This is a genomic window from Myxococcus xanthus (assembly GCF_013116825.1).
Taxonomy (GTDB): domain Bacteria; phylum Myxococcota; class Myxococcia; order Myxococcales; family Myxococcaceae; genus Myxococcus; species Myxococcus xanthus_B.
On the sequence record NZ_JABFNS010000047.1, the window covers coordinates 35,936 to 57,604 of the forward strand.

General features: G+C 69.6%; 24 protein-coding genes. 10 read left to right on the forward strand and 14 right to left on the reverse strand.

The annotated features are described in order from the left end of the window. Window positions 1–2: 2 nt before the first annotated feature. From HNV26_RS15935 to HNV26_RS15945, 3 genes are all read right to left on the reverse strand, one after another. Window positions 3–1,181, reverse strand: a complete 1,179-nt coding sequence (locus HNV26_RS15935; RefSeq protein WP_171442471.1) for a serine/threonine-protein kinase — start codon at window positions 1,179–1,181, stop codon at window positions 3–5. A gap of 115 nt (window positions 1,182–1,296) precedes the next feature. Then, the gene (locus HNV26_RS15940) at window positions 1,297–2,019 is read right to left on the reverse strand and encodes an imm11 family protein (RefSeq protein WP_171442472.1); all 723 of its coding nucleotides are present in this window, start codon (window positions 2,017–2,019) and stop codon (window positions 1,297–1,299) included. 184 nt (window positions 2,020–2,203) lie between these two features. Further along, a complete protein-coding gene (locus HNV26_RS15945; protein ID WP_140795467.1) occupies window positions 2,204–2,911 on the reverse strand; it encodes a metallophosphoesterase family protein in 708 nt (235 codons plus the stop codon). 344 nt (window positions 2,912–3,255) lie between these two features. On the opposite strand from HNV26_RS15945, the gene HNV26_RS15950 reads away from it, so the two are divergent. After that, a complete protein-coding gene (locus tag HNV26_RS15950) occupies window positions 3,256–4,221 on the forward strand; it encodes an SPFH domain-containing protein (RefSeq protein ID WP_171442473.1) in 966 nt (321 codons plus the stop codon). A 16-nt stretch (window positions 4,222–4,237) separates the two neighbouring features. After that, window positions 4,238–5,158, forward strand: coding sequence for a diacylglycerol kinase catalytic domain-containing protein (locus HNV26_RS15955; protein WP_171442474.1), 921 nt, complete (start codon window positions 4,238–4,240; stop codon window positions 5,156–5,158). 54 nt (window positions 5,159–5,212) lie between these two features. Here the strand turns inward: HNV26_RS15955 and HNV26_RS15960 are convergent, their stop codons facing one another. After that, window positions 5,213–5,653 (reverse strand): protease, encoded by a 441-nt coding sequence (locus tag HNV26_RS15960; protein WP_253816642.1) that lies wholly within the window; start codon window positions 5,651–5,653, stop codon window positions 5,213–5,215. Window positions 5,654–6,263: 610 nt separating this feature from the next. Here HNV26_RS15960 and HNV26_RS15965 point away from each other — a divergent pair. After that, on the forward strand, window positions 6,264–6,665 hold the full coding sequence (locus HNV26_RS15965) for a TPR end-of-group domain-containing protein (RefSeq protein WP_253816644.1): 402 nt from the start codon (window positions 6,264–6,266) through the stop codon (window positions 6,663–6,665). Window positions 6,666–6,723: 58 nt separating this feature from the next. On the opposite strand, the gene HNV26_RS15970 is transcribed toward HNV26_RS15965, so the two are convergent. Then, on the reverse strand, window positions 6,724–7,227 hold the full coding sequence (locus tag HNV26_RS15970; protein WP_171442475.1) for a peroxiredoxin: 504 nt from the start codon (window positions 7,225–7,227) through the stop codon (window positions 6,724–6,726). 428 nt (window positions 7,228–7,655) lie between these two features. Here HNV26_RS15970 and HNV26_RS15975 point away from each other — a divergent pair, with 428 nt between their 5' ends. The 7 genes from HNV26_RS15975 (at window position 7,656) to HNV26_RS16005 (ending at window position 12,855) form a co-directional block, all read left to right on the forward strand. Then, window positions 7,656–8,075, forward strand: a complete 420-nt coding sequence (locus HNV26_RS15975) for a PTS sugar transporter subunit IIA (protein WP_011556465.1) — start codon at window positions 7,656–7,658, stop codon at window positions 8,073–8,075. A gap of 33 nt (window positions 8,076–8,108) precedes the next feature. Continuing rightward, the gene (locus HNV26_RS15980) at window positions 8,109–8,594 is read left to right on the forward strand and encodes a PTS sugar transporter subunit IIB (RefSeq protein ID WP_171442476.1); all 486 of its coding nucleotides are present in this window, start codon (window positions 8,109–8,111) and stop codon (window positions 8,592–8,594) included. A gap of 4 nt (window positions 8,595–8,598) precedes the next feature. Further along, window positions 8,599–9,315: a PTS sugar transporter subunit IIC gene (locus HNV26_RS15985; RefSeq protein ID WP_171442477.1), complete on the forward strand. Its 717-nt coding sequence runs from the start codon at window positions 8,599–8,601 to the stop codon at window positions 9,313–9,315. After that, on the forward strand, window positions 9,312–10,079 hold the full coding sequence (locus tag HNV26_RS15990; RefSeq protein ID WP_090488299.1) for a PTS system mannose/fructose/sorbose family transporter subunit IID: 768 nt from the start codon (window positions 9,312–9,314) through the stop codon (window positions 10,077–10,079). The genes HNV26_RS15985 and HNV26_RS15990 overlap by 4 nt, the downstream gene beginning before the upstream one ends. Window positions 10,080–10,096: 17 nt before the next feature. Next, the gene (locus HNV26_RS15995; RefSeq protein ID WP_002633201.1) at window positions 10,097–10,375 is read left to right on the forward strand and encodes an HPr family phosphocarrier protein; all 279 of its coding nucleotides are present in this window, start codon (window positions 10,097–10,099) and stop codon (window positions 10,373–10,375) included. A gap of 46 nt (window positions 10,376–10,421) precedes the next feature. Continuing rightward, window positions 10,422–12,275: a phosphoenolpyruvate--protein phosphotransferase gene (gene ptsP, locus HNV26_RS16000; protein ID WP_171442478.1), complete on the forward strand. Its 1,854-nt coding sequence runs from the start codon at window positions 10,422–10,424 to the stop codon at window positions 12,273–12,275. 133 nt (window positions 12,276–12,408) lie between these two features. Next, on the forward strand, window positions 12,409–12,855 hold the full coding sequence (locus HNV26_RS16005) for a hypothetical protein (protein ID WP_171452826.1): 447 nt from the start codon (window positions 12,409–12,411) through the stop codon (window positions 12,853–12,855). A 21-nt stretch (window positions 12,856–12,876) separates the two neighbouring features. Here the strand turns inward: HNV26_RS16005 and rpsN are convergent, their stop codons facing one another. The 9 genes from rpsN to HNV26_RS16050 all read right to left on the reverse strand — a co-directional run. Beyond that, the gene (gene rpsN, locus HNV26_RS16010) at window positions 12,877–13,182 is read right to left on the reverse strand and encodes a 30S ribosomal protein S14 (protein ID WP_140867934.1); all 306 of its coding nucleotides are present in this window, start codon (window positions 13,180–13,182) and stop codon (window positions 12,877–12,879) included. A gap of 193 nt (window positions 13,183–13,375) precedes the next feature. Next, complete coding sequence (rpmB, locus tag HNV26_RS16015; RefSeq protein ID WP_171445367.1) at window positions 13,376–13,612, reverse strand: 50S ribosomal protein L28; 237 nt, start codon at window positions 13,610–13,612, stop codon at window positions 13,376–13,378. Window positions 13,613–13,623: 11 nt separating this feature from the next. Continuing rightward, window positions 13,624–14,004 (reverse strand): DUF1826 domain-containing protein, encoded by a 381-nt coding sequence (locus HNV26_RS16020; protein WP_171445366.1) that lies wholly within the window; start codon window positions 14,002–14,004, stop codon window positions 13,624–13,626. Next, window positions 14,004–15,251: a zinc metallochaperone GTPase ZigA gene (gene zigA, locus HNV26_RS16025; protein ID WP_171445365.1), complete on the reverse strand. Its 1,248-nt coding sequence runs from the start codon at window positions 15,249–15,251 to the stop codon at window positions 14,004–14,006. The genes HNV26_RS16020 and zigA overlap by 1 nt, the downstream gene beginning before the upstream one ends. Further along, entirely contained in the window at window positions 15,248–15,412 is a 165-nt protein-coding gene (rpmG, locus tag HNV26_RS16030) for a 50S ribosomal protein L33 (RefSeq protein WP_171445364.1), read from the reverse strand. The genes zigA and rpmG overlap by 4 nt, the downstream gene beginning before the upstream one ends. Window positions 15,413–15,574: 162 nt before the next feature. After that, a complete protein-coding gene (locus HNV26_RS16035) occupies window positions 15,575–16,069 on the reverse strand; it encodes an MgtC/SapB family protein (protein ID WP_171445363.1) in 495 nt (164 codons plus the stop codon). A gap of 11 nt (window positions 16,070–16,080) precedes the next feature. Further along, entirely contained in the window at window positions 16,081–16,677 is a 597-nt protein-coding gene (locus HNV26_RS16040; protein WP_011556452.1) for an MXAN_6521/LA_1396 family lipoprotein, read from the reverse strand. A 69-nt stretch (window positions 16,678–16,746) separates the two neighbouring features. Further along, entirely contained in the window at window positions 16,747–19,431 is a 2,685-nt protein-coding gene (locus HNV26_RS16045; RefSeq protein ID WP_171445362.1) for an efflux RND transporter permease subunit, read from the reverse strand. A 112-nt stretch (window positions 19,432–19,543) separates the two neighbouring features. Continuing rightward, window positions 19,544–21,669 (reverse strand): site-specific recombinase (locus HNV26_RS16050; RefSeq protein WP_253816646.1); only part of this gene is annotated, 2,126 nt, incomplete at its 5' end.

Sequence of the window (21,669 nt, forward strand, 5' to 3'; positions counted from 1 at the left end):
GCTCAGGGGGCCAGTAACCAGAACAGCGCCGTGCCCAGGACCGCGCAGCCAGCGGCCAGGGCGATTCCCCACGGAAATCCCTGGGCGCTCGTGTCGAGCGGCACCTCCACCGCGCCATGCGCCCGCGTCGCGGCGGAGGTGCTGCTCAGCTCTCGCTTGGGCTCGGCGCTGGGGGCGGGTGTCCGGCCCGTGGCGGAGTTGCTGCCATGGGAGGTGCTGGAGGCGGGCAGCGCGGTGGGCGGCTGGCCCGTGGTGCCGGGGGGAAACAGCTCGGCGACGAGCGCCGCCATCTCATGCGTCCCCGACGCCCACTGCTGGGCGGCGCGGAAGCGCTCCAGGTCGTCGCGCAGCTCCCGAGCGCTCTGGTATCGCGCGGAGGGGGCCTTCTGCAGCAGCCGGAGGATGATGCGCTCCAGCTCCTCGGGGAAGTCGGGCGTCCCCTCCGATGGCGGCGGCACGTTCGCCTGGGACGCGGCCATGATGGTGGCCTCCAGCGTGTCGCGCTTGAACAGGCGGCGGCCGGTGGCGGCCTCGTAGAGGACGATGCCCAGCGAATACAGGTCGGAGCGGTGGTCCAGCTCCTGGCTGGTGATCTGCTCCGGGGACATGTACGGGTACTTGCCCTTCACCACCCCGGCGACGGTGCGCTCCGCGTTGACGGCGCTCTTCACGATGCCGAAGTCCGCCAGCTTGATGATGCCGTCGCGCGACACCAGCACGTTGCCCGGCGTGACGTCGCGGTGCACCAGCATCAGGGGCGTTCCATCCGGCAGCGTCTTCGCGTGCGCGTACGCGAGCGCGTCCGCCACCGCGAGCCCCACGTCCACCGCCACGCGAGTCCCCACCACCCGCCCGCTGCGGAGGGCCTGCCGCAGCAGCCGGTCCAACGAGTGGCCCTGAATCCACTCCATGGCCAGGTAGTACTGGCCGTCCACCCGCCCGAAGTCGAAGACCTGCACGATGTTCGGGTGCGTCAGCAGCGCGGCGACCTTCGCCTCGTCCGCGAACATGCGGCTGAACGACTCCAGGCTGGCGTACTCCGGCAGGACGCGCTTGATGACGCAGGACTTGGTGAACCCGTCGGGGCCGTCGATGGAGGCCAGATAGAGCTGGGCCATCCCGCCGGTCGCCAACTGCTGGACAAGCCGGTACTTGCCGAAAGAGCTGTCCTCGTTGTCCAACGTCGTCCCCAGGTATTTGCTGGAAAACGAGGAAGATATTGTTGGTGCCCCTACCCCACAAGTTTCCAGTCAGGTGGCAACTCTGTCGCTCCCGCGGGACTGGAGGGGCGTGGGCTCAGCGGCGCTTGGTCCGGGACTTCTTGGAGGCTGTCTTCTTCCGGCGGGGCTTGCGCGGGGGCTTCGTCACCTCGGCGAAGCGCGCGCCGACGATGCCGGCATGCTCCAGGGCCTCCTTGATGCCCTCGGACACGATGAGGCTCACCGGCCAGCCCCAGGTGCGGAACACCCGGGCGCCGTTCGTCTTCGTGGGGTCGACCCGGAGTCCGCGGACGTTGCGGTAGTGCCCCACGCGCTCGGGGGGGCCGTCCTCGGCGGTGTAGTGGATGACCTCCTCGCAGGCCCGGTCGTCGATGCAGCGCACCAGCCGGGTGGCGACGAGGATGAAGTGGGGCTCGTCGCGGTCCTCCACCTCCACGGGCAGCAGCTGCACGTCATCGGGGGCCAGCTCCCGGAAGACAGAGGCCACCCGCGCGGAGACGACGGGGGTGAGCCCCGCGCCCGCGAGCGAGAAGTCCAGCGGCAGTCCGGGCGGCGTCACCGCCAGGCGCAGCTTGCCCACGTTCCGCACCCGGGCGCCGGAGGTGAAGAGCCAGACGGAGTCCAGCTTCCGGCGGACATCCACCGCCACCGGGTCGCTCAGCTCGGGCCGGCCGGGGATGTGGAAGTCGTCGTGGAGGTCGAAGTAGCGCGCCAGCCGGGTGGTGCGTGGCGATGAGCGGCGCGCGGCAGGCTTCTTCGTCCGGGGCCGCCCGTCAGCGGCCACGTCTGAGAGGAGCATCTGCCGAGGGGCACCCGGCGTGGGGCCGGGGCTTCTTGTCGGGGAGCGTCGCGTCAGGACGCGGAGCGCCTCGGTGAGCCGCCTGAACATTCGCCAATGTTACTTCCCCTGCCAGCGGTATGGGGGAGGAAGAAGCGGTGGACCGGGCTCCCTGCCGCCTTCCTGCCCGCCCGCGGTCCTACGGCTACCAGGTGGTGTGCAGCGAGTAGCTCGCGGCCCGGGTGTCCAGGCTGAGGAAGGAGAACTGCCCCTCCGAGCACGTGCCGCTGTTGAGGAACAGCTTGCTGCCGTGCTCCACCCGCAGGCCCAGGTGGGTGTGGCCGGTGACGACGACGTCCGCGTGATGCGCGTTGGCCCGCGCCATGGCCCAGCGCTGGAAGGTGCACCGCGCCGGGTCCGGCAGCGCGTTGGTGATTTTCAAGTCCAGCGCCTGGAACCAGCGGAACATCGCCCGCATCCGCATCCGCCGCAGCCACGCCCCGGCCCACACCGCCGCCTCCGACAGCAGGCGCGCCTTGCGAATCATCCAGTCGTGGTGGTGTCCGTGGGTGAACAGCATCCGCACGCCGTCCGCCTCCAGAATCATCTGGTCGGGCGCCCCCAGCACGGTGCCCGCCACCAGGTCGTGGTTGCCGTGGATGTAGTGGTAGCGCGGCAGCTCGAAGCGCCGGACGATTTCCGGGTGCGCCGCGCGGGCCGCCAGCAGCTCGGCCACCTTCCGCCCCGGCGTGCGCGGGGTGAGCGTTTCGAAGATGTCCCCGAGCAGCACGATGTGCTCGAAGTTGCCTTCCAAGAAACGGAGGAACCGCAGGAACCCGGAGTCGTCGTGCCCGAAGTGGTCGGCGGCATCACGCCGCCCGAGATGTAGGTCCGAAATCACCGCGATCCGCATGCGCTCTCCCAAAGTGCCCTGGAAAGGTAGGGACTGCATGCGGCGGCGGAATGGTCGGCGCGCGAAAATCTCGCTGCAACCGGATGCCATTCGTGTGTCGCCACGATGCACCTTTCCTCTTGGCCCGGCATCACCGGCGCCAGCTCCGGGGCTCCCGCCACCCTGCGCATGACCGGCGCATTCGTCCATGAGACCTGTGTGCTTTGTGTCGCGACGCGGATGAATCGTGTTTCGGCACCGGACATCCGTGGGACCGCACCTCGCGCTTCCGCACATTGACTTGAAATCGTGTCTATTTGACACTAACTATGTGTCTTGAGGACACGAAGAGGGGCGGAGGGCCCATGGTCATCGGCTACATGAAGGCGGCACCGACGACGTACGTGATGCAGTTCGAGAGGGGGAAGGTCGTCCGGGAAGGGGCGGGGCTCTCGTTCTTCTACTGGAAGCCGTCGGCGACGCTGGTGTCGGTGCCGCTGTCCAGCGCGGACGTGCCCTTCGTGTTCAACGAGGTGACGCGGGACTTCCAGGCGGTGACGCTGCAAGGGCAGCTCACGTGGCGCGTCACCGACCCGCGCCGGCTTGCATCGTTGCTGGACTACTCCTTGGGCCCCACGGGGCGTTACCACTCGGACGACCCGGAGAAGCTCGAGGAGCGGCTGGTGCAGGTGGCGCAGGTGCGGGCGCGCTCGGTGGTGCAGGGGCTGACGCTGCGCGAGGTGCTGGTGCGCTCGGACGCCATCGAGCAGCAGGTGCTCGCGGCCCTGGCCGTGGCGGAGCCGGTGAAGGCGCTGGGCGTGGAGGTCATGGCCTTCTCGCTGCTGTCGGTGAAGCCGGCGCCGGAGATGGCGCGGGCGCTGGAGGCCGAGGCGCGCGAGGCGCTGCAGCGCAACGCGGATGAAGCCATCTACGCGCGCCGCAACGCCGCGGTGGAGCAGGAGCGGCGCATCAAGGAGAGCGAGCTGGCCACGGAGCTGGCGGTGGAGGCGCGGCAGCGGCAGATTCGCGAGGCGAAGATGGCCGCGGACATCGCCGTGGAGGAGCAGCGCGCCGCGCTGATGACGCGCTGGAGCGACAACGAGCGGCAGGCCGCGGATGCCCGCGCGTACGCGCTGGAGAAGACGCTGGCCCCCGTGCGCGGGGTGGATTGGAAGACGCTGATGGCCACGTCGGCCAGTGGTGGGGACCCGGCGCTCAACATCGCCCTGGCCTTCCGGGAGATGGCGGAGAACGCGCAGCGCATCGGCGAGCTGAACGTGTCGCCGGACCTCCTGCACTCGCTGGTGGGCGCGGCGGGCCGCGAGCGCTGAAGCGAAGGAGGGGGCCATGTACGAGAAAATCGTGCTCGTCACCCGCCGCACGCGGATGGCGGGCCTGGTGGAGCGCTTCAACACCAGGAAGCAGGCGAAGTTCTACGTGGAGCACGCGGGGCAGGACTTCGACGAGTTCACCCGCGAGGACGAAACCTACCGGTGCAACGTGGACTCGCTGCGGGAGTCGCTGTCCTTCGGGCTGCCGGTGCAGCAGGTGGACCGGAGCCTGGTGCCCACCTTCCTCTTCACCGGCAAGGAGGTGGTGGTCGTCGCGGGGCAGGACGGGCTGGTGGCGAACGTGGCGAAGTACGTGGGGGAGCAGCCGCTGGTGGGCGTGAATCCGGACCCGGAGCGCTTCGACGGCGTGCTGTTGCCCCATCCGGTTTCGGGGGCGCGCGGGGCGGTGCGGCGCGTGCTGGAGGGCAAGGCGGCCTTCAAGCGCGTGACGTTGGCGGAGGCGCGGCTGGATGACGGTCAGCGGCTGCTGGCCTTCAACGACTTGTTCATCGGGGCGCGCTCCCACGTGTCCGCGCGCTACCGGCTGCGCACCGGGGACCAGGAGGAGTCCCAGTCCTCCAGCGGCGTGGTGGTGTCCACGGGCGCGGGCGCCACCGGGTGGCTGTCCTCCATCTTCAACCTGGCGCGAGGCGTGACGGCCCACGCGGGTGGCGTGCCGTGCGCGCCGGTGCGCCTGGGCTGGGAGGACCCGCAGCTGATTTTCGTGGTGCGCGAACCCTTCGCCAGCCGTCACTCGGGCGCCAGTCTGGTGATGGGCGACGTGACGGAGGCGCGCGAGCTGGTGCTGGAGTCGCGAATGGCGTCGGAGGGCGTCATCTTCAGCGACGGCGTGGAGGAGGACTTCCTCCGCTTCGGCGCGGGTGCCACCGCTCGCATCCGCCCCGCGCGGCAGCGCGCCATGTTGGTGGCGGGCTGACGGCGCGTCACCTCGCGCGGAAGCGCCGTCCGCGCGAGGCGCGTGTCCTGGCCGTCAGGGCGTGACGGTGACCTCCACCACGGGGCATGGCACTTCCGCCGGACGGAATCCGCCATTCGGAGCGGGCACCGGTTCGCCTTCCCGGGCGACGTCCATCAGCGGGCCTCGGAACGCGATGCGGTACGTTCCCGGTGCCTGCAAGTCATAGAAGCGAGCGATGTCCACCTTGCCTGCCACCGACGTCCCGGGGGAGAGGGTGACGTAGCTGTCGGCCGTGGGCGGCGCGCGCTTCGCCATGGGCCCCCGGTATTCGAGCGAGCCCCCGTCTCGGGACACGTCGAAGATGTTGTTGAGTACGCCCTCCAGCGGCGTGTGCCAGCCGAGCACGCGCAGGGATTGCGCCGTGGAGTTGCTGAGCTCGAACACCAACTCCACGGGTTCGCCCGCGCGCACCCGCGCCGGGCCGCTCAGCGTGCACGTCAAGGTCGTTGCCATGGCCGGGGTCTCCTGCGTCGCTTCAGCGGATGGCACGACGTCCTGCCGCGCCGCGCACGCGCTGCCTAGCATTCCCAGGGACAGCGCCGCGACGCCCCACCGCCTACCGGAAGAGTTGAACATGGGCCCACGATAACGCGCCCGCACCGCGCGCAGCCCGGTGTTCTGCGTGACGAGGCCGTGGCCGTCCTCCGCGGCGCAATCCCTGCGCACGGAAGCGGTGTGCCACCACGTCACGACGGGTGGGCATAGGTGACGAGCAGCATCACCACGCCCGCCACCTTCAGGGCCATCAACAGGCCCATGTTGAGCACCACGTCGTCGAACCAGTTCTCATCGGGGAACATCATGACGGAGCTCCTTCTGCCTCGCGTGCATCGCGAGACAGAGAGGCTTTGAGCAAGGTCTGGGCCAACGCGCGTCCTCGCAACGCGGAGACGCGCTGGCTGCGTCCAGCTCTCAGGGAACGTCGGTGCTTTCGCCCAAGTGACATGACGTGGTGAGACACGCGGTCAGCCGCGTCCGTCCGCGCATGGGATTCGCGCGTGCGGTGCTGGCACCCGTACGAAGCGTATCGGGGCGCCGCGCGGGCCTTCATAGGACGCGGGCCATGCGAACGCTCATCTCCTCCCTTGTCTGCTTGCTGATGTCGGCGTGTGCCCATGCGCCGGCCTCCACTCCCCAATCCTCGCCGCCCACCGAGGCCCCCGTGACCTCCACGCCCGGCGCGGGGCTGCCCCACATGGAGCCGCCCGCCGCGCCGATGCCCGGCTGGATGCAGGTGCGCAAGGCGGACGCGTTGTCTCGAGAAGAGAAGCTCGCGGAGGCGCTGGCGCTCTATGAAGAGGCCCTGGACGCGGGGAATCGGGACCCGAACGCCGCGTACTCCGCGGCGTGTTCGGCGGCCCGGCTCGGCCGGAAGGACGTCGCGCTGCGCAGGTTGTCCCAGGCTGTGGAGCTGGGCTTCCGGGACGCGGGGTGGTTGATGCAGGACTCCGTCTTGCGGCGCTAGCCGCGGCGGTGCTCCGGGGCGCTGGGGCCCGGAGTCACCTGGCGTGCCCCTCCGCTCGTTACTTCGCGGAGGAGGCCGGTGCGCCACCTTCCTGCGCGAGCGCGCGCACCAGCTCGAGCGCGCGCCGTACGTGCTCGCTGACGCGAATCTGCGACTCGAAGCTGTCGCGGACGATGCCCGACCGGTCCACCACGAAGGTCACCCGCCCGGGCAAGAGGCCCAGGAACGACGATGACACGCCGAAGGCCTCACGCGCCTCGCCGCGCGCGTCGCTGAGCAGCTTGAAGGGCAGCCGGTGCTTCGCCGCGAAGCCCTCATGCGAGCCCACCGAATCACCGCTGATGCCCACCACCTCCGCGCCCGCGGCGACGAAGTCCTCGTACTGGTCCCTCAGTCCACAGGCCTGGGCCGTGCAACCGGGCGAGTCGTCCTTCGGATAGAAGTAGGCGACCAATACCTTCTGACCCACCAGGTCACGCAGCCGCACCGACTGCCCACCCGCGCCGGTGAGGGTGATGTCCGGTACCGCATCGCCTTGCTTCAGCAGCTTCGTCTTGGCCATGACGTCCTCGCGTCGCCCCGGAGTCTGGCCGGTGCGTTCAACGCCGGGCGCATCCCATCTGGCCCGCCGCATCCCCACAAGTAATCCGCCGTGCCGAAAACGGGCGCCAAAGACGACCTCTGGATGCCTGCTTGCCTTTCGGGCGGTTGATACGGCGCCTAATGATGGGCGACCTTCTCGACGCACCCTGGAAGTCTCCAGCGCATCTCATAGAGTGTGGGGAAGCGGTGTCGCTCCCCCGTCCGGCAGGCGACAGCCCTGTGCGCGGCCGGACCCGTAATTTCGGGCACCATCGCTGTGGTCGTCTTAGCTTTCGAGGCGGGAAGAGGCAGCTTAGGTCAGAGGTCAGGGCGGAAACTTTCGCCGGAGTTGCGCGCCGTAGCGTTCAGGCGTAGGACGCAGCTTCGGGGGGTTGGTCAGGAGCGGACATGGTCGGCCTCGTCGTCGCAGCGCACGGACGTCTGGCGGAGGAGCTGGTCTCCACCGCGGAGCAGATCGTGGGAGAGCTTCCCGCGGTGGCAGCCTGTAACATCGAGCCTGGAACTCCTGTCGAGGACATCCGGGCGAAGATGAAGCAGGCGATCGCCCGAGTGGATGAGGGCGCGGGTGTCATCATCCTGGCCGACCTCTTCGGAGGTACGCCCTGTAAGGAGTCGCTGATGATGTGTCAGCGAATGAATGTGGAGGTCCTTGCTGGCGTCAACCTGCCCATGCTGCTGAAGGCGAACTCGCTCCGTTCGGAGCAGTTGTCGCTACCGGAGATGGCCAACCAGCTGGCTTCCCATGGCCAGCGCAACATCACCTGCGCATCCGCCCTGCTTCGCGAGGCACAGCAGCCGCGAACTTGACGGACCCGCGCGGGTCGGCGATTCGAGACTGCCGTGATCACCCTGGTCCGCGTCGACAACCGCCTCATCCATGGTCAGGTCGTCGAGGCCTGGCTCCCGTTCCTCAAAGTCTCCCGGGTGGTCGTGGCGGATGACGAGGCGGCCTCCAGTCCTCTCATCCGCGCCGCCATGGCCCTGGCCGTCCAGAGCGCCATCGAGGTGCAGATTCTGCCCCTGTCCCAGGTGGACTTCGCCGCCCTGTCCAAGGACGGTGTGCGCACCCTGGTGTTGCTGAGGGATGTCGCCTCGGTGCCCTTCGCGCATGCGCACGGGCTGGCCATGGATGAGCTGAATCTGGGCAACGTGCACTTCGGCACCGGCCGCAGGCAGGTCTCCCCGTCCGTCTTCCTGGCGGAGGCCGAGCTGACGACGCTCCAGCAACTGGCAGACCAGGGCATCCGGGTGGCGGCCCGCGCGGTGCCCGCCGAGAAGCCCGTGGACCTGCCGGACCTCCGCGAGCGGTGGGCGAAGGCCGGGTGAGCGCGTGAGCGTCGTCTGGACCCAGGTGGCGCTTGCGGGACTGTGGGGCGGACTGGTGGCATTGGAACGCAAGGCGTTCCTCCAGGCCATGATGTCCCGGCCCCTGGTCGCGGCCACGGTCATGGGCGCACTGCTCGATGACGTGGCATCGGGTCTGGCCATCGGCATGCTCCTGGAGCTGTTCTTCCTGGGCACCGCCAACCTGGGCGCCGCGCTGCCGGAGAACGACACCCTGGCGGCCACCGGCACCAGCGCCGCCGCGGCCACGTTGTCCGCGGCCACGGGCGCGGGCTCCACGCCGGCCATCTGGTCGATCGCCGTGCTGCTCTTCATCGGCCTGGGACGCGTGGGCCGCAAGGGGGACCGGCTGCTGGAGGGCTACACGGCGCGGCTGGCCCGGGTGGCGCTGGCCTCCGCGGAGGCGGGGAACATCACCCGCGCCATGCGGCAGAACCTGTGGGGGATGTGGCCCCACTTCGCCGTGTACGGCACGCTCACCGCGCTCTGCGCGCTGCTGGGCTTCTTCATCGAACCGTTGCTCCAGGCGTTGCCCCCCGTGGTGGTGCGCGGGCTGGCGTGGGCCTGGCCGGCCATGGCGTCCGTGGCGGCGGCCATCGCGGCGCAGGGCAGCCACGCGCGGCGCGCGCCGCTCTTCGCGGGGCTGGGCGCGGCGGTGGTGACGGCGTCCGTCGTGTGCGTCCTCCTCCTGGAGGACCGATGAGCGCGCCCCCGGCCGCGCTGCCCTTCGGCGTGCTGCTGCGCGTCTTCCTGCGCTCGCTCTTCCTCCAGGCGTCGTGGAACCCCAAGGGCATGCAGAACCTGGGGCTGGCCTACGCCGTCTATCCCGCGCTGGCGGCGCTGTACCCGCAGGGGCCCGCGCGCGAGGAGGCGGTGCGCCGGCATCTCGTCTTCTTCAACACGCACCCCTACGTCGCGGCGGCGATTGTCGGCGGCGTCATCAACCACGAGGAGCGCATTGCCCGGGGGGAGGAGACGCCGGACAAGGTGGTGGCCTTCAAGGCCGCGCTCATGGGGCCCTTGGCCGCGCTGGGGGACGGCTTCTTCTGGCTGTCCCTCAAGCCCGCGACGGGGGCGGTGAGCGCCGCGCTGGTGCCGCTGCTGGGCGTGTGGGCGGTGCCGCTGTTCCTGGTGCTCTACAATCTGGTGCACCTGCTGCTGCGGGTGCGCCTGTACTGGCTGGGCCTGACGCTGGGCGACAGGCTGGTGGAAGCAGTGGCTCGCGCCAACCTCCCCGCGCGGGGGGCCCGGCTGCGGGCGGTGGCGGCGGCGAGCGCGGGCGGTGTGGCCGCCTGGCTCGCGGTGTCATTCGGGGCCAACGCGGGTGGGCTGTATGCGCCCCTGCTGGCGGCCGGATGCCTGGCCCTGGGGGTGGCGTCCTACGTGCTGGTCAGCCGTCGGGTGCCGAACTACGTGGTGCTCTATGTCGCGGCGGGCCTGGCCTGCGTGGCGGGAGCATTCCTCTAAGGAGAGTGGGAGTCGCGATGGCAAGCGTGGTCGAAGGGACATACGAGATCATCAACGCGCTGGGGCTGCACGCCCGGGCCGCGGCGCAGATGGTCAAGGTGGCCAACAGGTTCAAGAGCGAGGTCACCATCGAAGCCCAGGGACAGCGGGCCAATGCCAAATCCATCATGGGCGTGCTGATGCTCGCCGCCGCCCAGGGCACCCAGGTGAAGCTCACCTGCAAGGGCGACGACGCGGATGCCTGTCTCCAGGAGCTGGCGAAGCTCATTGGTGACCGTTTCGGCGAGGCGCAGTGAAGGGTTGGTCGGAAAACGCGGTAGACGGACAGGATTGGAAGGAACCGTGAGCAGCCAGGCCACCCCCACTCTGAGGTTGTTGGGCATTGGCGCCTCTCCTGGCGTGGCGGTGGGGCACGCCTTCATCCTGGACCGCAAACGCATCCGCACGCCCAAGCTGCGGCTGGCGGAGGCGGAGGTCGAGCCCGAGCGGATGCGGATGAAGACAGCCATTGACCTGTCCGACCGCCAGCTCGCCGAGCTGAAGGAACAGATTACGCGCACCGAGGGCAGCGACCACGCCCTCATCCTCGAGGCGCACCGGTTGATGCTCCACGACCCCATGCTCGTGGACGAGGTGAACCGGCTCATCATCGAGGACCGCATCAACGCCGAGTGGGCCGTCCGGCGCGTGGCGCGCAAAATCAAGCACCTGTTCGACAACATCCCCGACGAGTACTTCCGCGAGCGCCGCTCGGACGTGGACTACGTCGCCGACCGAATCATCCGCAACCTGATGGGGCAGGTGGTGGATGAGGAAGTGGAAGTCCCCGCGGAGGCCATCGTCGTCGCGCACGACTTGTCTCCGGCGGACGCGGCGCTGATGGCGCGCAGCGGCCGGGTGGGGGGCTTCGTGACGGACCTGGGCGGCCAGACGAGCCACACCGCCATCGTCGCCCGCGCGCGGGAGACGCCCGCGGTGGTGGGCGCCGGCCGGGCCAGCGAACAGATTTCGCCGGGCGACCTGGTGGCCATGGATGGCATCCGGGGCGTGGTGCTGGTGAACCCCTCGGACGAGCAGCTCGCCGTCTTCCGCCAGGAGCAGCGCCGCTACCAGGAGAGCGAGCGGCTGGCCCTGGCGACCAAGGACCTGCCCGCCGTCAGCACCGACGGCTTCCAGATCCGCCTCAACGGCAACATCGAATTCCTGGAGGAAATCCCCTCGCTGCTGGCGCACGGCGCGGAGGGCATTGGCCTGTACCGCACCGAGTTCATGTTCCTGGACCGGAAGACGGCGCCCACCGAGGAGGAGCACTATCGCGCCTACCGCCAGGTGTTGGAGGCCATGGGCGGGCGCCCCGTCACCATCCGCACGTTGGATTTGGGCGGCGATAAGGTGCCGGGCAAGACGAAGCATGAGAAGGAACCCAATCCGGCCATGGGCCTGCGGGCCATCCGGTACTGCCTGTCCAACCGGGAGCTGTTCCGCACCCAGCTGCGCGCCCTGCTGCGCGCCAGCGTGCACGGCAACCTGCGGCTGATGTTCCCCCTCATCTGCGGGGTGAGCGAGCTGCGTGAGGCCCGCAGCGAGCTGGAGGCCTGCCGCACGGAGCTGGGCCGCGCGGGTGTCCCCGTGGGCAAGCGCTTCCCCGTGGGCATCATGGTGGAGACGCCCAGCGCGGCCACCATCGCCGACCGGCTGGCCCAGGAGGCGGACTTCTTCTCGGTGGGGACCAACGACCTCATCCAGTACTCGCTGGCCATCGACCGCCAGAATCGCGAGGTCGCCTACCTCTACCGGCCCCTCCACCTGTCCGTGCTCCGGCAGCTGCGCGGCATCATCGACGCGGGCCGGGCGGCCAACATCCCCGTGTCCATGTGTGGGGAAATGGCGGGAGATCCGCTCTACACCCTGGTGCTGCTGGCGCTGGGCTTCGACGAGCTGTCCATGACGTCGGGGCAGATTCCGGTGGTGAAGCGCTTCCTGCGCCGGGTGAGCCGCGTGGACGCCATGGACCTGCTCCAGAACGCCATGGAGCTGACCACGGCGGAGGAAATCGAGCGCTACGTGCGCACGGAGATGGACCGCCGCTTCAGTGAGACGATGGAGCCGGGCGCGCCGGGCGTCGGGAACGCGGAGCCCGCGGACCACGAGCCCTCCGAGCATGGGGCTTCGCCCTCGGGACGGAACACGGCCTGACCCCGCGCCCGTGAGGGCGGGGCGGACGGCGGTGGCTTGCCAACATGGCTACCGGACCTGAAGGGGATTCCGGATGCGAGCCGTCGTGTGCAACTTGCCGGGACGAGCACACGGGCTCGCCCCAGGAGCAAGCATGTTCAATCCCGCCAACATCCAGATGGGTATGACCGCGAGAGACCGGGACGGTGAGGAGGTGGGCACCATCATCGCCGCGGACGCGGCGGGTTTCTTCATCGGCAGAGGGCGCCTCTTCACGCGCGATTGCCGGCTGTCCTTCTCGGATGTGGCGGACATCGACGGGGAGGACGTCTACCTGCGTGAGGAGTTGTCGCACCTGCCGGACCTCAAGCCGGAGGCCCTGGCCCCCGCGCGGCGGACCTCCACCACGGCGGGCCTGCCGCTCCAGCACGATTTGACGGGCGGGCTGGGCTGGGCGGACGACGACACCGACGAAGAGTCCCAGGAAGCGTCTCCGGCGCGGGAGCCCTCCGGCATGCAGCAGTGGGCCGGCGGGGAGGGCGAAGCGGCGCCTCGTCGCGAGGCGCCTTCCGGGGATGCGCGGCGGTACACGCGCCACTGAGCGCCCCCGCCGCGGCGTTGCTCACCAGCTCGACTTGATGACGCCGGGAATCTCTCCCCGGAGCGCCTTCTCACGGAACGCGATGCGAGACAGGCCGAAGCGCCTCAGGTTGCCCCGAGGCCTTCCCGTCAGCGCGCAGCGGTTCGTCACGCGGTTGGGGTTCGAGTCGCGGGGCAGTGACGCCAGCGCGTCCTGCGCCGCGCGCCTTTCTTCATAGGGCAGGGTGAGGTCGCGGATGCGCGCCTTCAGCGCCGCGCGGCGCTTCGCGTACTTCGCGACCAGGGCCTTGCGCTGCGCGTTGCGCGCGACCTTGCTCTTCTTCGCCATGGCTGTGTCTTTCTCGCTCAGGGGGGCGGGGGAGGGACGACGTTCAGGTGGGACGGCGGCGCCGGGGATTCGTCCGCGTCGTCCGCCCCGACGTCGACGAGCAGCGGGGGCGCGAACTCACGGCCATGAAGCCGGTGCCGCGCGGCGGCCCGGAGGCGGGGTGGCCGGGTGGGGCGTCCATCGCGCCGGCGCATCAGAGCTGCACTCCCTCCGCGAGCAGCTCCCGCACCACGCGGTCGATGCCGCGCTGGTTGATGATGCGGATGCCGTGCGTGCTCACCCGCAGCTTCACGAAGCGGTTCATGCTGGGCACCCAGAAGCGGTGCCACTGGAGGTTCGGCAGCGAGCGCCGCTTGTGCCGGTTGTTGGCGTGGGAGACGGTGTTGCCGACGAGCGGCCGCTTCCCGGTGACCTGACAGACCTTCGACATGGTGGGGTCCTCTAGAGTGCTTCGATGGAGAGAATGAGCCGCCGCCGGCCACTGCTGGCGATGGCGGGGGAGCGGTGCACGGCGCCGTTGCCCTGATTGCCGGGCCAGGACTCGCCCTTGAGGAGCGCCACGTCGAATCGCTCCAGCGCGTGGACGGGCGCGGGCAGCCCATCCAACCGGCGCCACAAATCCGGCGCGTCGCCCCGTACGCGGGCGATGACGTCCAACTCGCGAGTGGCCGCCACGTCGCTGAGCCAGTGCGCCAGCGGCGTGTCCAGGCCCCGGCGGCACACGCAGAGGTTGAGGTCCTCGCGGTAGACGCCCGCGAGCTCCTCGGGCGTCCACACGAAGGCATGGGCGGGCGGAGCGAGGAGGCGGAGGGCAGGCTGCATCAGGCGGGCTCCTCGTCCTCGTCGGGCGCGTCCGTCCGCTGCACCTGCCATTCGGGGAACGGGTCTTCCAGCCGCGCCCAGTGTTGGGGTCCGCGCGCCAGCTCCTCCGGCGTGAGCAGACAGGCCTCCAGCAGCCGGGCCATCTCCTCGTGGTCCGCGTCCTGGGTGATGAAGACGATTTCCTGCCGCCGGTCGCCGTGTGGGGCCACGCACTCGCGCTCGATGTCGGCGCGCGCCTGCGCATCCTCCGGCCACTCGGCGCGGGGCATCGCGTCCCACCACACGCCGCCAGGCTCGAAGCTGCAGGCGCCGCCCGCCTGTGCCCAGACACCGGCGATGTCCATCCGCGTGGCGAGCCAGAAGAAGCCCTTGGAGCGCAGCACGCCCTTCCAGCTCTCGTGGATGAAGTCCCACAGTCGCACGGGGTGAAAGGGAACGCGGCCGCGGAAGACGAAGCTGCGGATGCCGTAGGTCTCCGTCTCCGGCGTGTGTTCGCCCCGCAGCTCCTTGAGCCAGCCCGGGGCGCGCCGCGCGCGTTCGAAGTCGAAGCGGCCGGTGTTGAGCACGGCGGAGGGTGGCACGCGGCCCCGCTCGGAGGTGACGAGGTGCGCGTCCGGGTTGAGCTTGCGCAGGATGTCCTTCAGCCGGGCCAGCTCCTCCGCCGGGACGAGGTCCGTCTTGTTGAGGACGAGCACGTCCGCGAACTCCACCTGCTCCACCAGCAGGTCCACCACGGTGCGCTCGTCCTCGTCCGCCGCTGCCAGTCCGCGCGCGGCGAGGTCATCCGCGGCGCTCCAGTCCCGCAGGAAGTTGAGGGCGTCCACCACCGTGACGAGCGTGTCCAGCCGCGCGACGTCCGACAGGCCCTGGCCCTGCTCGTCCGTGAAGGTGAACGTCTCCGCGACGGGCAGCGGTTCGGAGATGCCGGTGGATTCGATGAGCAGGTAGTCGAAGCGGCCCTCCCGGGCGAGCCGGGAGACCTCCTGCAGCAGGTCCTCGCGCAGCGTGCAGCAGATGCAGCCGTTGGACAGCTCCACCAGCTTCTCGTCCACGCGGCTCAGCGCGCCGCCGCCCGTCTTCACCAGCCGGCCATCGATGTTCACCTCGCTCATGTCGTTGACGATGACCGCCACCCGCAGGCCCTCCCGGTTCTGGAGGACGTGGTTGAGCAGCGTCGTCTTGCCCGCGCCCAGGAAGCCGGAGAGCACCGTCACCGGCAGCCGGGCCGTGGCCGCGGGCGCCGTCATGGCTTGCCCTCCACGAACAGCACATGCTTGCGCACGCGCGGGTCGTACTTCTTGAGCTGGAGCTTCTCCTGCGACTTCCGCTTGTTCTTCGTCGTTGTGTAGACGTAGCCAGTCCCCGCCGACGACACGAGATGGATGATGGTGCGGTTTCCCTTGGGCATGGTGGGCTCCAGCCGCGCGGACATGACAGGGCATGCCGCGACGATGCGCTGTCGCGGAGTCACGTCGGGATGGCGGTGTTGATGTACTGGGTGTTGTTGTATCTGAGTTGCGTTTATGGCGCAAGCAACTGCGCGGGCCCGACGTCCGGGGAGCGCGCGCCGCTAGGCGTCGGCGTCTTCGTCCACGTCCGGGGTGCGAGTCGCGCCTTGCCGCTTCCGGTAGCGCCTGATGGCGCGCTCCAGGGGGCGCAGGCCCGCCAGGCACAGCAGGGCGATGGTCATGGTGGTGACGGCGGCGAAGTAGAAGCCCAGGCCGGCGGCCAGGCCCACGGACGCGGTGAGCCAGAGGTTGGCCGCCGTCGTCAGGCCCTTCACCTGTCCGTTGTGGCGCAGGATGACGCCCGCGCCGAGGAAGCCGATGCCCACCACCACCTGGCTGGCGATGCGGCTGATGTCGCCCCGGGTCCCTTCGGGGGTGTCAGGGCCCAAGGCCACTTCGATGAAGACGCTGGCCAGCGTGAAGCAGCACGCGCCCAGGGAGACGAGGATGTGGGTGCGCAGCCCGGCCGCCTGGCCGCGCACCTCACGCTCCAGGCCCAGCACGCCCCCCAGCAGGGCGGCCAGGGCCAGTCTCAGCGCGACAATCTGCTCATCCACGAGCGGGGAGCCTACTCACCCAGCTCGATTTTCTCGTCCTTGTCCGCTTCGCTCAGTTCGGGATTGGGCAAGGTGGCCAGCGTGGCCGTCAGCAGCTTGCTGGACGGCACCACGTAGGGCGCCACTTCTTCACCCAGCTCCTGGACGTACTGGCCCACGCGCTGCTCGTAGTCCTCGTCCTTGGAGTTCCAGCTCCCGGCGGCGTCGGCGGACCAGACCTCTTCGCCGTCGCGGCAGCGCACCAGCTTCGCGCTCACCGCGGCCTCCGCGCCGCTGCCCCGGAGCTGAATCTGGGGGGACAGCCACAGCACGCCCTCCAGCCCCTCCACGCACAGCGTCTTGAACGTGGCGTCCGTGGGCACGTCGGGCAGCGCCGCGCTCTCCTTCACCAGGAAGTCGCGGTTCTGGTTCACCCACTGGCGGGCGATGAGGCTCCACAGCTCGCCCACGGCGACCTTGCCGTCGGGCAGCGGCTGCGTCACCACCACCAAGCGCTTCACCTGGTGCTTGTCCACCGTGTCGTAGTCACTGCGCAGCCGCTGATTCTTCACCGCGGAGCATCCGGACAGCAGGCCCAGCCCGAGCACGGGCAACAGTCGCTTCATCATGATGTCCCTCTCCCGGCCCCCTTCCGCGGGAAGGGGGCCTCCTTCAGGTGCACGCCCGGGCCAGACGGCTCAGGCCGCCTTCGGCTCGGTGTCCTTGCCACCGCCCGTCGAGCCGCCCTCACCGGAGGACGCGCCCGACTCGCGCTGACGCCGGTCGTACATGAGCTGCATCACCGCGGCCAGCACGGTGAAGGACACCACCAGCGTGGTGATGAGGCCAATGCACGCTACCAGACCCATGGAGCGCAGGCCGTTGTGGGCCGCGGCCAGCAGCGCCGCGAAGGCCACCACCGCCGTGAGCGTGGAGGACGCGACGGCCGCGCCCACGCTGCGCAAGGCCACCAGGGGTGAGGTGCCCTCCAGGAAGCGGTGGAGCAGGTAGAGGCCGTGACTCACCCCGAAGCCTAGGAGGATGGGCAGGATGATGATGTTCATGAAGTTCAGGCGCAGCCCCGTCAGCGCCATGATGCCCAGCATCATCGCCACGCCCACGCCGAGCGGAATCACGGACGCCAGCGCCAGCTTCACGTTGCGGAAGTCCAGGAAGTGCATGGCCAGGATCCAGAGCGCGGTGAGCACCACGGTGACCTTGCCGTCCCACAGGACGATGCGCGCCAGCCGCGCATAGAGCTGCGTGGCGCCCGCGGCGCGGAACTCCTTCTCCACCGTGGGGGGCTTGGGGTCCCACGCGTCCTGGTCGAACTTGCCCGGCGCGTACGCGGCCTTGATGACCCTCGTCTCGTCGGAGAACTTCAGCATCTTCTGGCCGTCCATCAGGTCGACGCTCGCGTAGATGTACGTGAGGTAGCCGTGGTTCTCCGGCTTCGCGGAGGGCAGGTTGCGGAACTGCGCGGTGTAGTTGGCCGGGACGCCGTGGACGTCGAAGGGCTTGGCGTCCAGCACCTTCTTGAAGAAGTCCGCGTTGGCCTGCATCTCCGGCGGCAGCGCGGCGACGGAGAAGCCCTCGTCCTCCAACTGCTGCATCTCCGCCTTCCACTCCTCCAGCACCTTGGCGTTGGCCGCGGCCGTCTCCGCCGGGGGCACGAAGGTGAAGATGCTCACCACCTGGTCGATGGAGGGGTACTTGTGCGCGTTCTGCGTCAGCTCCCGGTACACACCTTCGGCCTCGTCCAGGTCCTTGGTGTAGATGGCCATCGGGTCGCTGGAGATGTTGAAGCGCTCGTTGATTTCGTCCTGGAGCAGCACGGACGACATGCCGTCGGGGATGAGCGCGCGGGTGTTGTAGTTGAAGCTCACGCCGTACTTGAGGCGCTCGAAGAAGCCCAGCTCCACGCCCTTGGGCGGCTCCTCCGAACCGGCCCAGGGCACCGCGGCGGCGCAGATGAGCGCGACGATGGCCGTGCTGATGCCCAGCACCATCTTCGGCTTGGGGATGCGCAGCTCCTTGCCGGTGGTGGCGGAGTTGGTGGGCGGCGGCTTCATCACGCCGATGAGCTTCTGGGGCAGCTCCGGGTTGATGCGGCCGGCCAGCGCCAGGACGGCCGCGCTCCAGCAGAACAGCGTCAGGCCCAGGATGAGCGTGCCCATGCCGGCCAGGAAGCCGAACTGGCTGAAGCCGCGGAACTCGCTGACCATCAGCACGAAGAAGGAGCCCGCCGTCACCACCGCGGCCACCGCGGCCGGACGGCCCGCGTTCATCACCGCGTCCCGGATGGCCACGTCGTACGGCTTGCCCGCGCCCAGCTCCAGCCGCGTGCGGAAGACGAAGTGGATGCCGTAGTCGATGCCGAAGCCGAGCAGGATGCCGCCCAGGATGGACGTAATCATGTTCAGCTCGCCCACCGTCGCGTAGGTGAGGCCGAGCGTATAGATGGTGCCCACCACCGTGCCGATGACGACCAGGAAGGTCGGCGCCAGCTTGCGGAAGAAGATGATGGTGATGAGGAAGATGGAGCCCAGGGCGATGAGCGTCACCGGCTCCATCGACTCTTCAATCGCGTAGGAGTCATCCACCGTCGTCTTGTAGGAACCGGTGAAGCCGTAGGCGATGGTCTTTCCATCCCCCATCAGCTGGTAGTCCTCCACCAGCTTCACCTTGCCCGGCTGCGCGGAGTACGCGTCAATCTGGCCCTTGAGCCGCTCGAGGTAGGCCTTCGTCTTGCCGATTTCGGTGTTGTCCCACATCGGCTTGACGAGCAGCATCAACATCTTCTTGTCGTTGGAGATGTTGTAGTCGTCGCGGATGCTCTTCTTGCCAATGGAGGAGTACTTGTCGACCAGGTCCTGCATGTCGAGCTCGACGGGCTTGGAGCCGCCCAGGTCGATGAAGAACGGGTTGCTGCGCTTCAGCTTGTCGCGCAGGAACGCCATGATGCGGCGCTTGCCCTCGACCAGGTCCTCCGTCTTCACGAAGAGGACCATGTTCTGCTGGATGAACTCGACGGGCAGCTTGTAGGAGACGTTTCGGACGTTCTCCTTGTCCTCCTGCATGATTTTCGCGAGGTCGTCGGCGGTGCGCTTGAGCGCGGCCTCGTCCTCCGAGCGCAGGGCGACCATGAGGAAGCCGCTGCCGCCCACCATGTCGATGACCTGCTTGACGTCCTTCACCTCTTCCAGGTCCTGGGAGATGAGGTCGAGCTGGTTGGAGTTGATGTGCAGCTTCGACGTCCCCCACAGCGACACGGCCAGCAGGGCCAGCATCACCAGGAGGACCGCCCCGGGCCTGTGGACCAGCAGTCCGGCGAAGGCTTGGGCGAAACGGGAGTGGGAGTTCGGGTTTCTATCGCCGCTCATGCGGCGGCGACCCTACCGGCAAACGCCCTGGCCCGAAAGGCAAAGCCCGGCCGCCCGGCCGCTACCCTGCCACGGACGTCCGCGTCATGGCGGCGCGCGCCAGGGCCCTCCCTCAAGGGGTGGGCGGCGCGGAGACCCGCAGCACGTCGTTTTCCGGCTCCTTGGGAGGCAAGAGGAACGAGCGCGGGTGCTTCACCAGGTGCCCGAGCACGGCGCGAACGAAGGGCAGGGCCTCCCGGGTCGGGACGTCGCGGGCGCGGACAGCCACCCCCAGCGCCAGCGAGAAGGACACCCCGAAGTTGATGAGGCCGGTGAGGGCCATGCCCGCCAGCGCGGCCAGGAACTCCGGCTGGAGCACCGCGCCGGGTCCCATCGCCGTGCCCGCCAGGGAGAGTGAGCCGAGCACGAAGGTGACGTGGCGCACGTCCAGCGTCAGGCCGAAGAAGCCGCCCACCAACGGCCCCAGGGCCAGCAGGAAGCCCAGCGTCACGTTGGCCCCCAGGCCGGAGGCCGCGTGCTGGAAGGTGTCCGCCAGCCGCCGGGCGCGCGCATCCCCCAGGAGCCGCCGCAGCACGCGGTGGTGGGCCAGCGCCTCGGGCAGCCGCCGGTACACCACGAAGTTCTCCAGCCAACCGCCCGCCACGCTGCTCATCCACAGCATGACGCCCGTCATGGCGGCGAATATCAGCGTGCCGCTCTTCCACGGATGCAGCGAGGCCACCGTGGCCTGGGCCTTGGCCGGGCTCATGAAGGTGTGGCCGGTGATGAGCTGGTACCCCAGCGCGAACAGGACGGCCGCCGGGGCCACGACGCCCAGGTTGCCCATGAAGGCCGCCAACTGGGAGCGGGTGATTCGCGGGATGAGCTCCACCAGGCTGGCCAGCCGCTCCCCCCGGGCGCCTTCCCCCACCGCGCCCGCCAGCGTGGCCGCCGTCACGGACGGCTGCTTGGTGGCCAGGGTGAAGCCCAGCGCTTGGATGAGGAGGAAGGCCAGGGCGTAGTTGAGGCCCACGGCCAGGAAGGAGAAGAAGGGCGCCAGCATCAGGCCCGACAGGAACATCTTGTTGGCCACCGCCGCCGCCGTCACCAGCCCGCCGCCCGCCGCGGAGTGCACCATGGCGTGGAAGCCCTCGCGGGTGCTGGTGATGTAGTGCTCGCCGGAGTGCCCCGCGCGTTCGATGATTTTGCGCGCCAGCATCCGCATGTTGCGCTTCACCAGCTCCACCACGGAGCGGTCCGCGTGCGCGCGCCGCAGCAGGTCCGACACCAGCGTCATGGCCTCGCGCCAGCGCGCTTCGCCCCGAGGGGCCCCCAGCACGCGGGCAATGGCCTCCATGCGCTCCAGGACCCGGCGGATGCGCTCCAGCCGGTACACCAGGTCCACGCTGACGCCCGAGTCCTCCAGGTGGCGCGACACGTTGCCCACCACCTGGCGGCAGTCGGCCACGCATTGCGACAAATCCCGCAGCGTGTCCGCCGCCGCGTCGCGCGCCAGGACCGCGTCACAGACCAGCCGCATCCGCAGGAAGGGCGAGGCGCGGAAGGACGTCTCCGGGCTGCGGTCGCGTATGTCCTCGGCCATGCCCAGGGCCGCCACCTGCACCGCCAGCATCAGCAGCGCGTCCATCAAATCCGCTCGCACGCGGGCGGCGGGCATGGGCCCTGGCGACGCGGGTTCCCCGACCAGCGCCGCGAGCTGCGCGAGCCGCGCGGGGGCCAGCCGCGCCAGCCAGTCCGCGTCGTCCGGGTTCGGGCACAGGCGCAGCAGCAGCTCCGACAGCTTGCCGGGCTCCGGAGGGGCGGGCAGCAGCGAACGGGCGAGCCGGTCCGACGCCTCCGCGAAGAAGCCCTGTCCGGCGGGCAGGCCCACCTGGGCGAAGAGCTTGAGGCCCCGGCTGCCCTCGAACACGGTGGCCACCAGCCGCGTGAGGGCGGCGCGCATGGCGGGCTCGCCTTCGAGCACGCGCACCATCAGGGCCAGCCGGCTGTCGGCGGCGGAGACCTCGGGTTCGGAGGCGTCCACCAGCGCGTGGGCGGGGATGCGCTCGCGCAGCCACTGCATCCAGCGCTCCACCCACTGGAGCCGGTCCTCCAGGCCGCCCTCGGGCACGTCGCACAGCAGCCGGTACAAATCCCGCACGGCGGAGTGGCCCGGCGCCCGGGGCGCGTACTGCATGCAGAACGCGTCTACTTCGCGCGCGGAGGGCTGCTGCCTGGGGGCGGGGGACGGCACGGGGG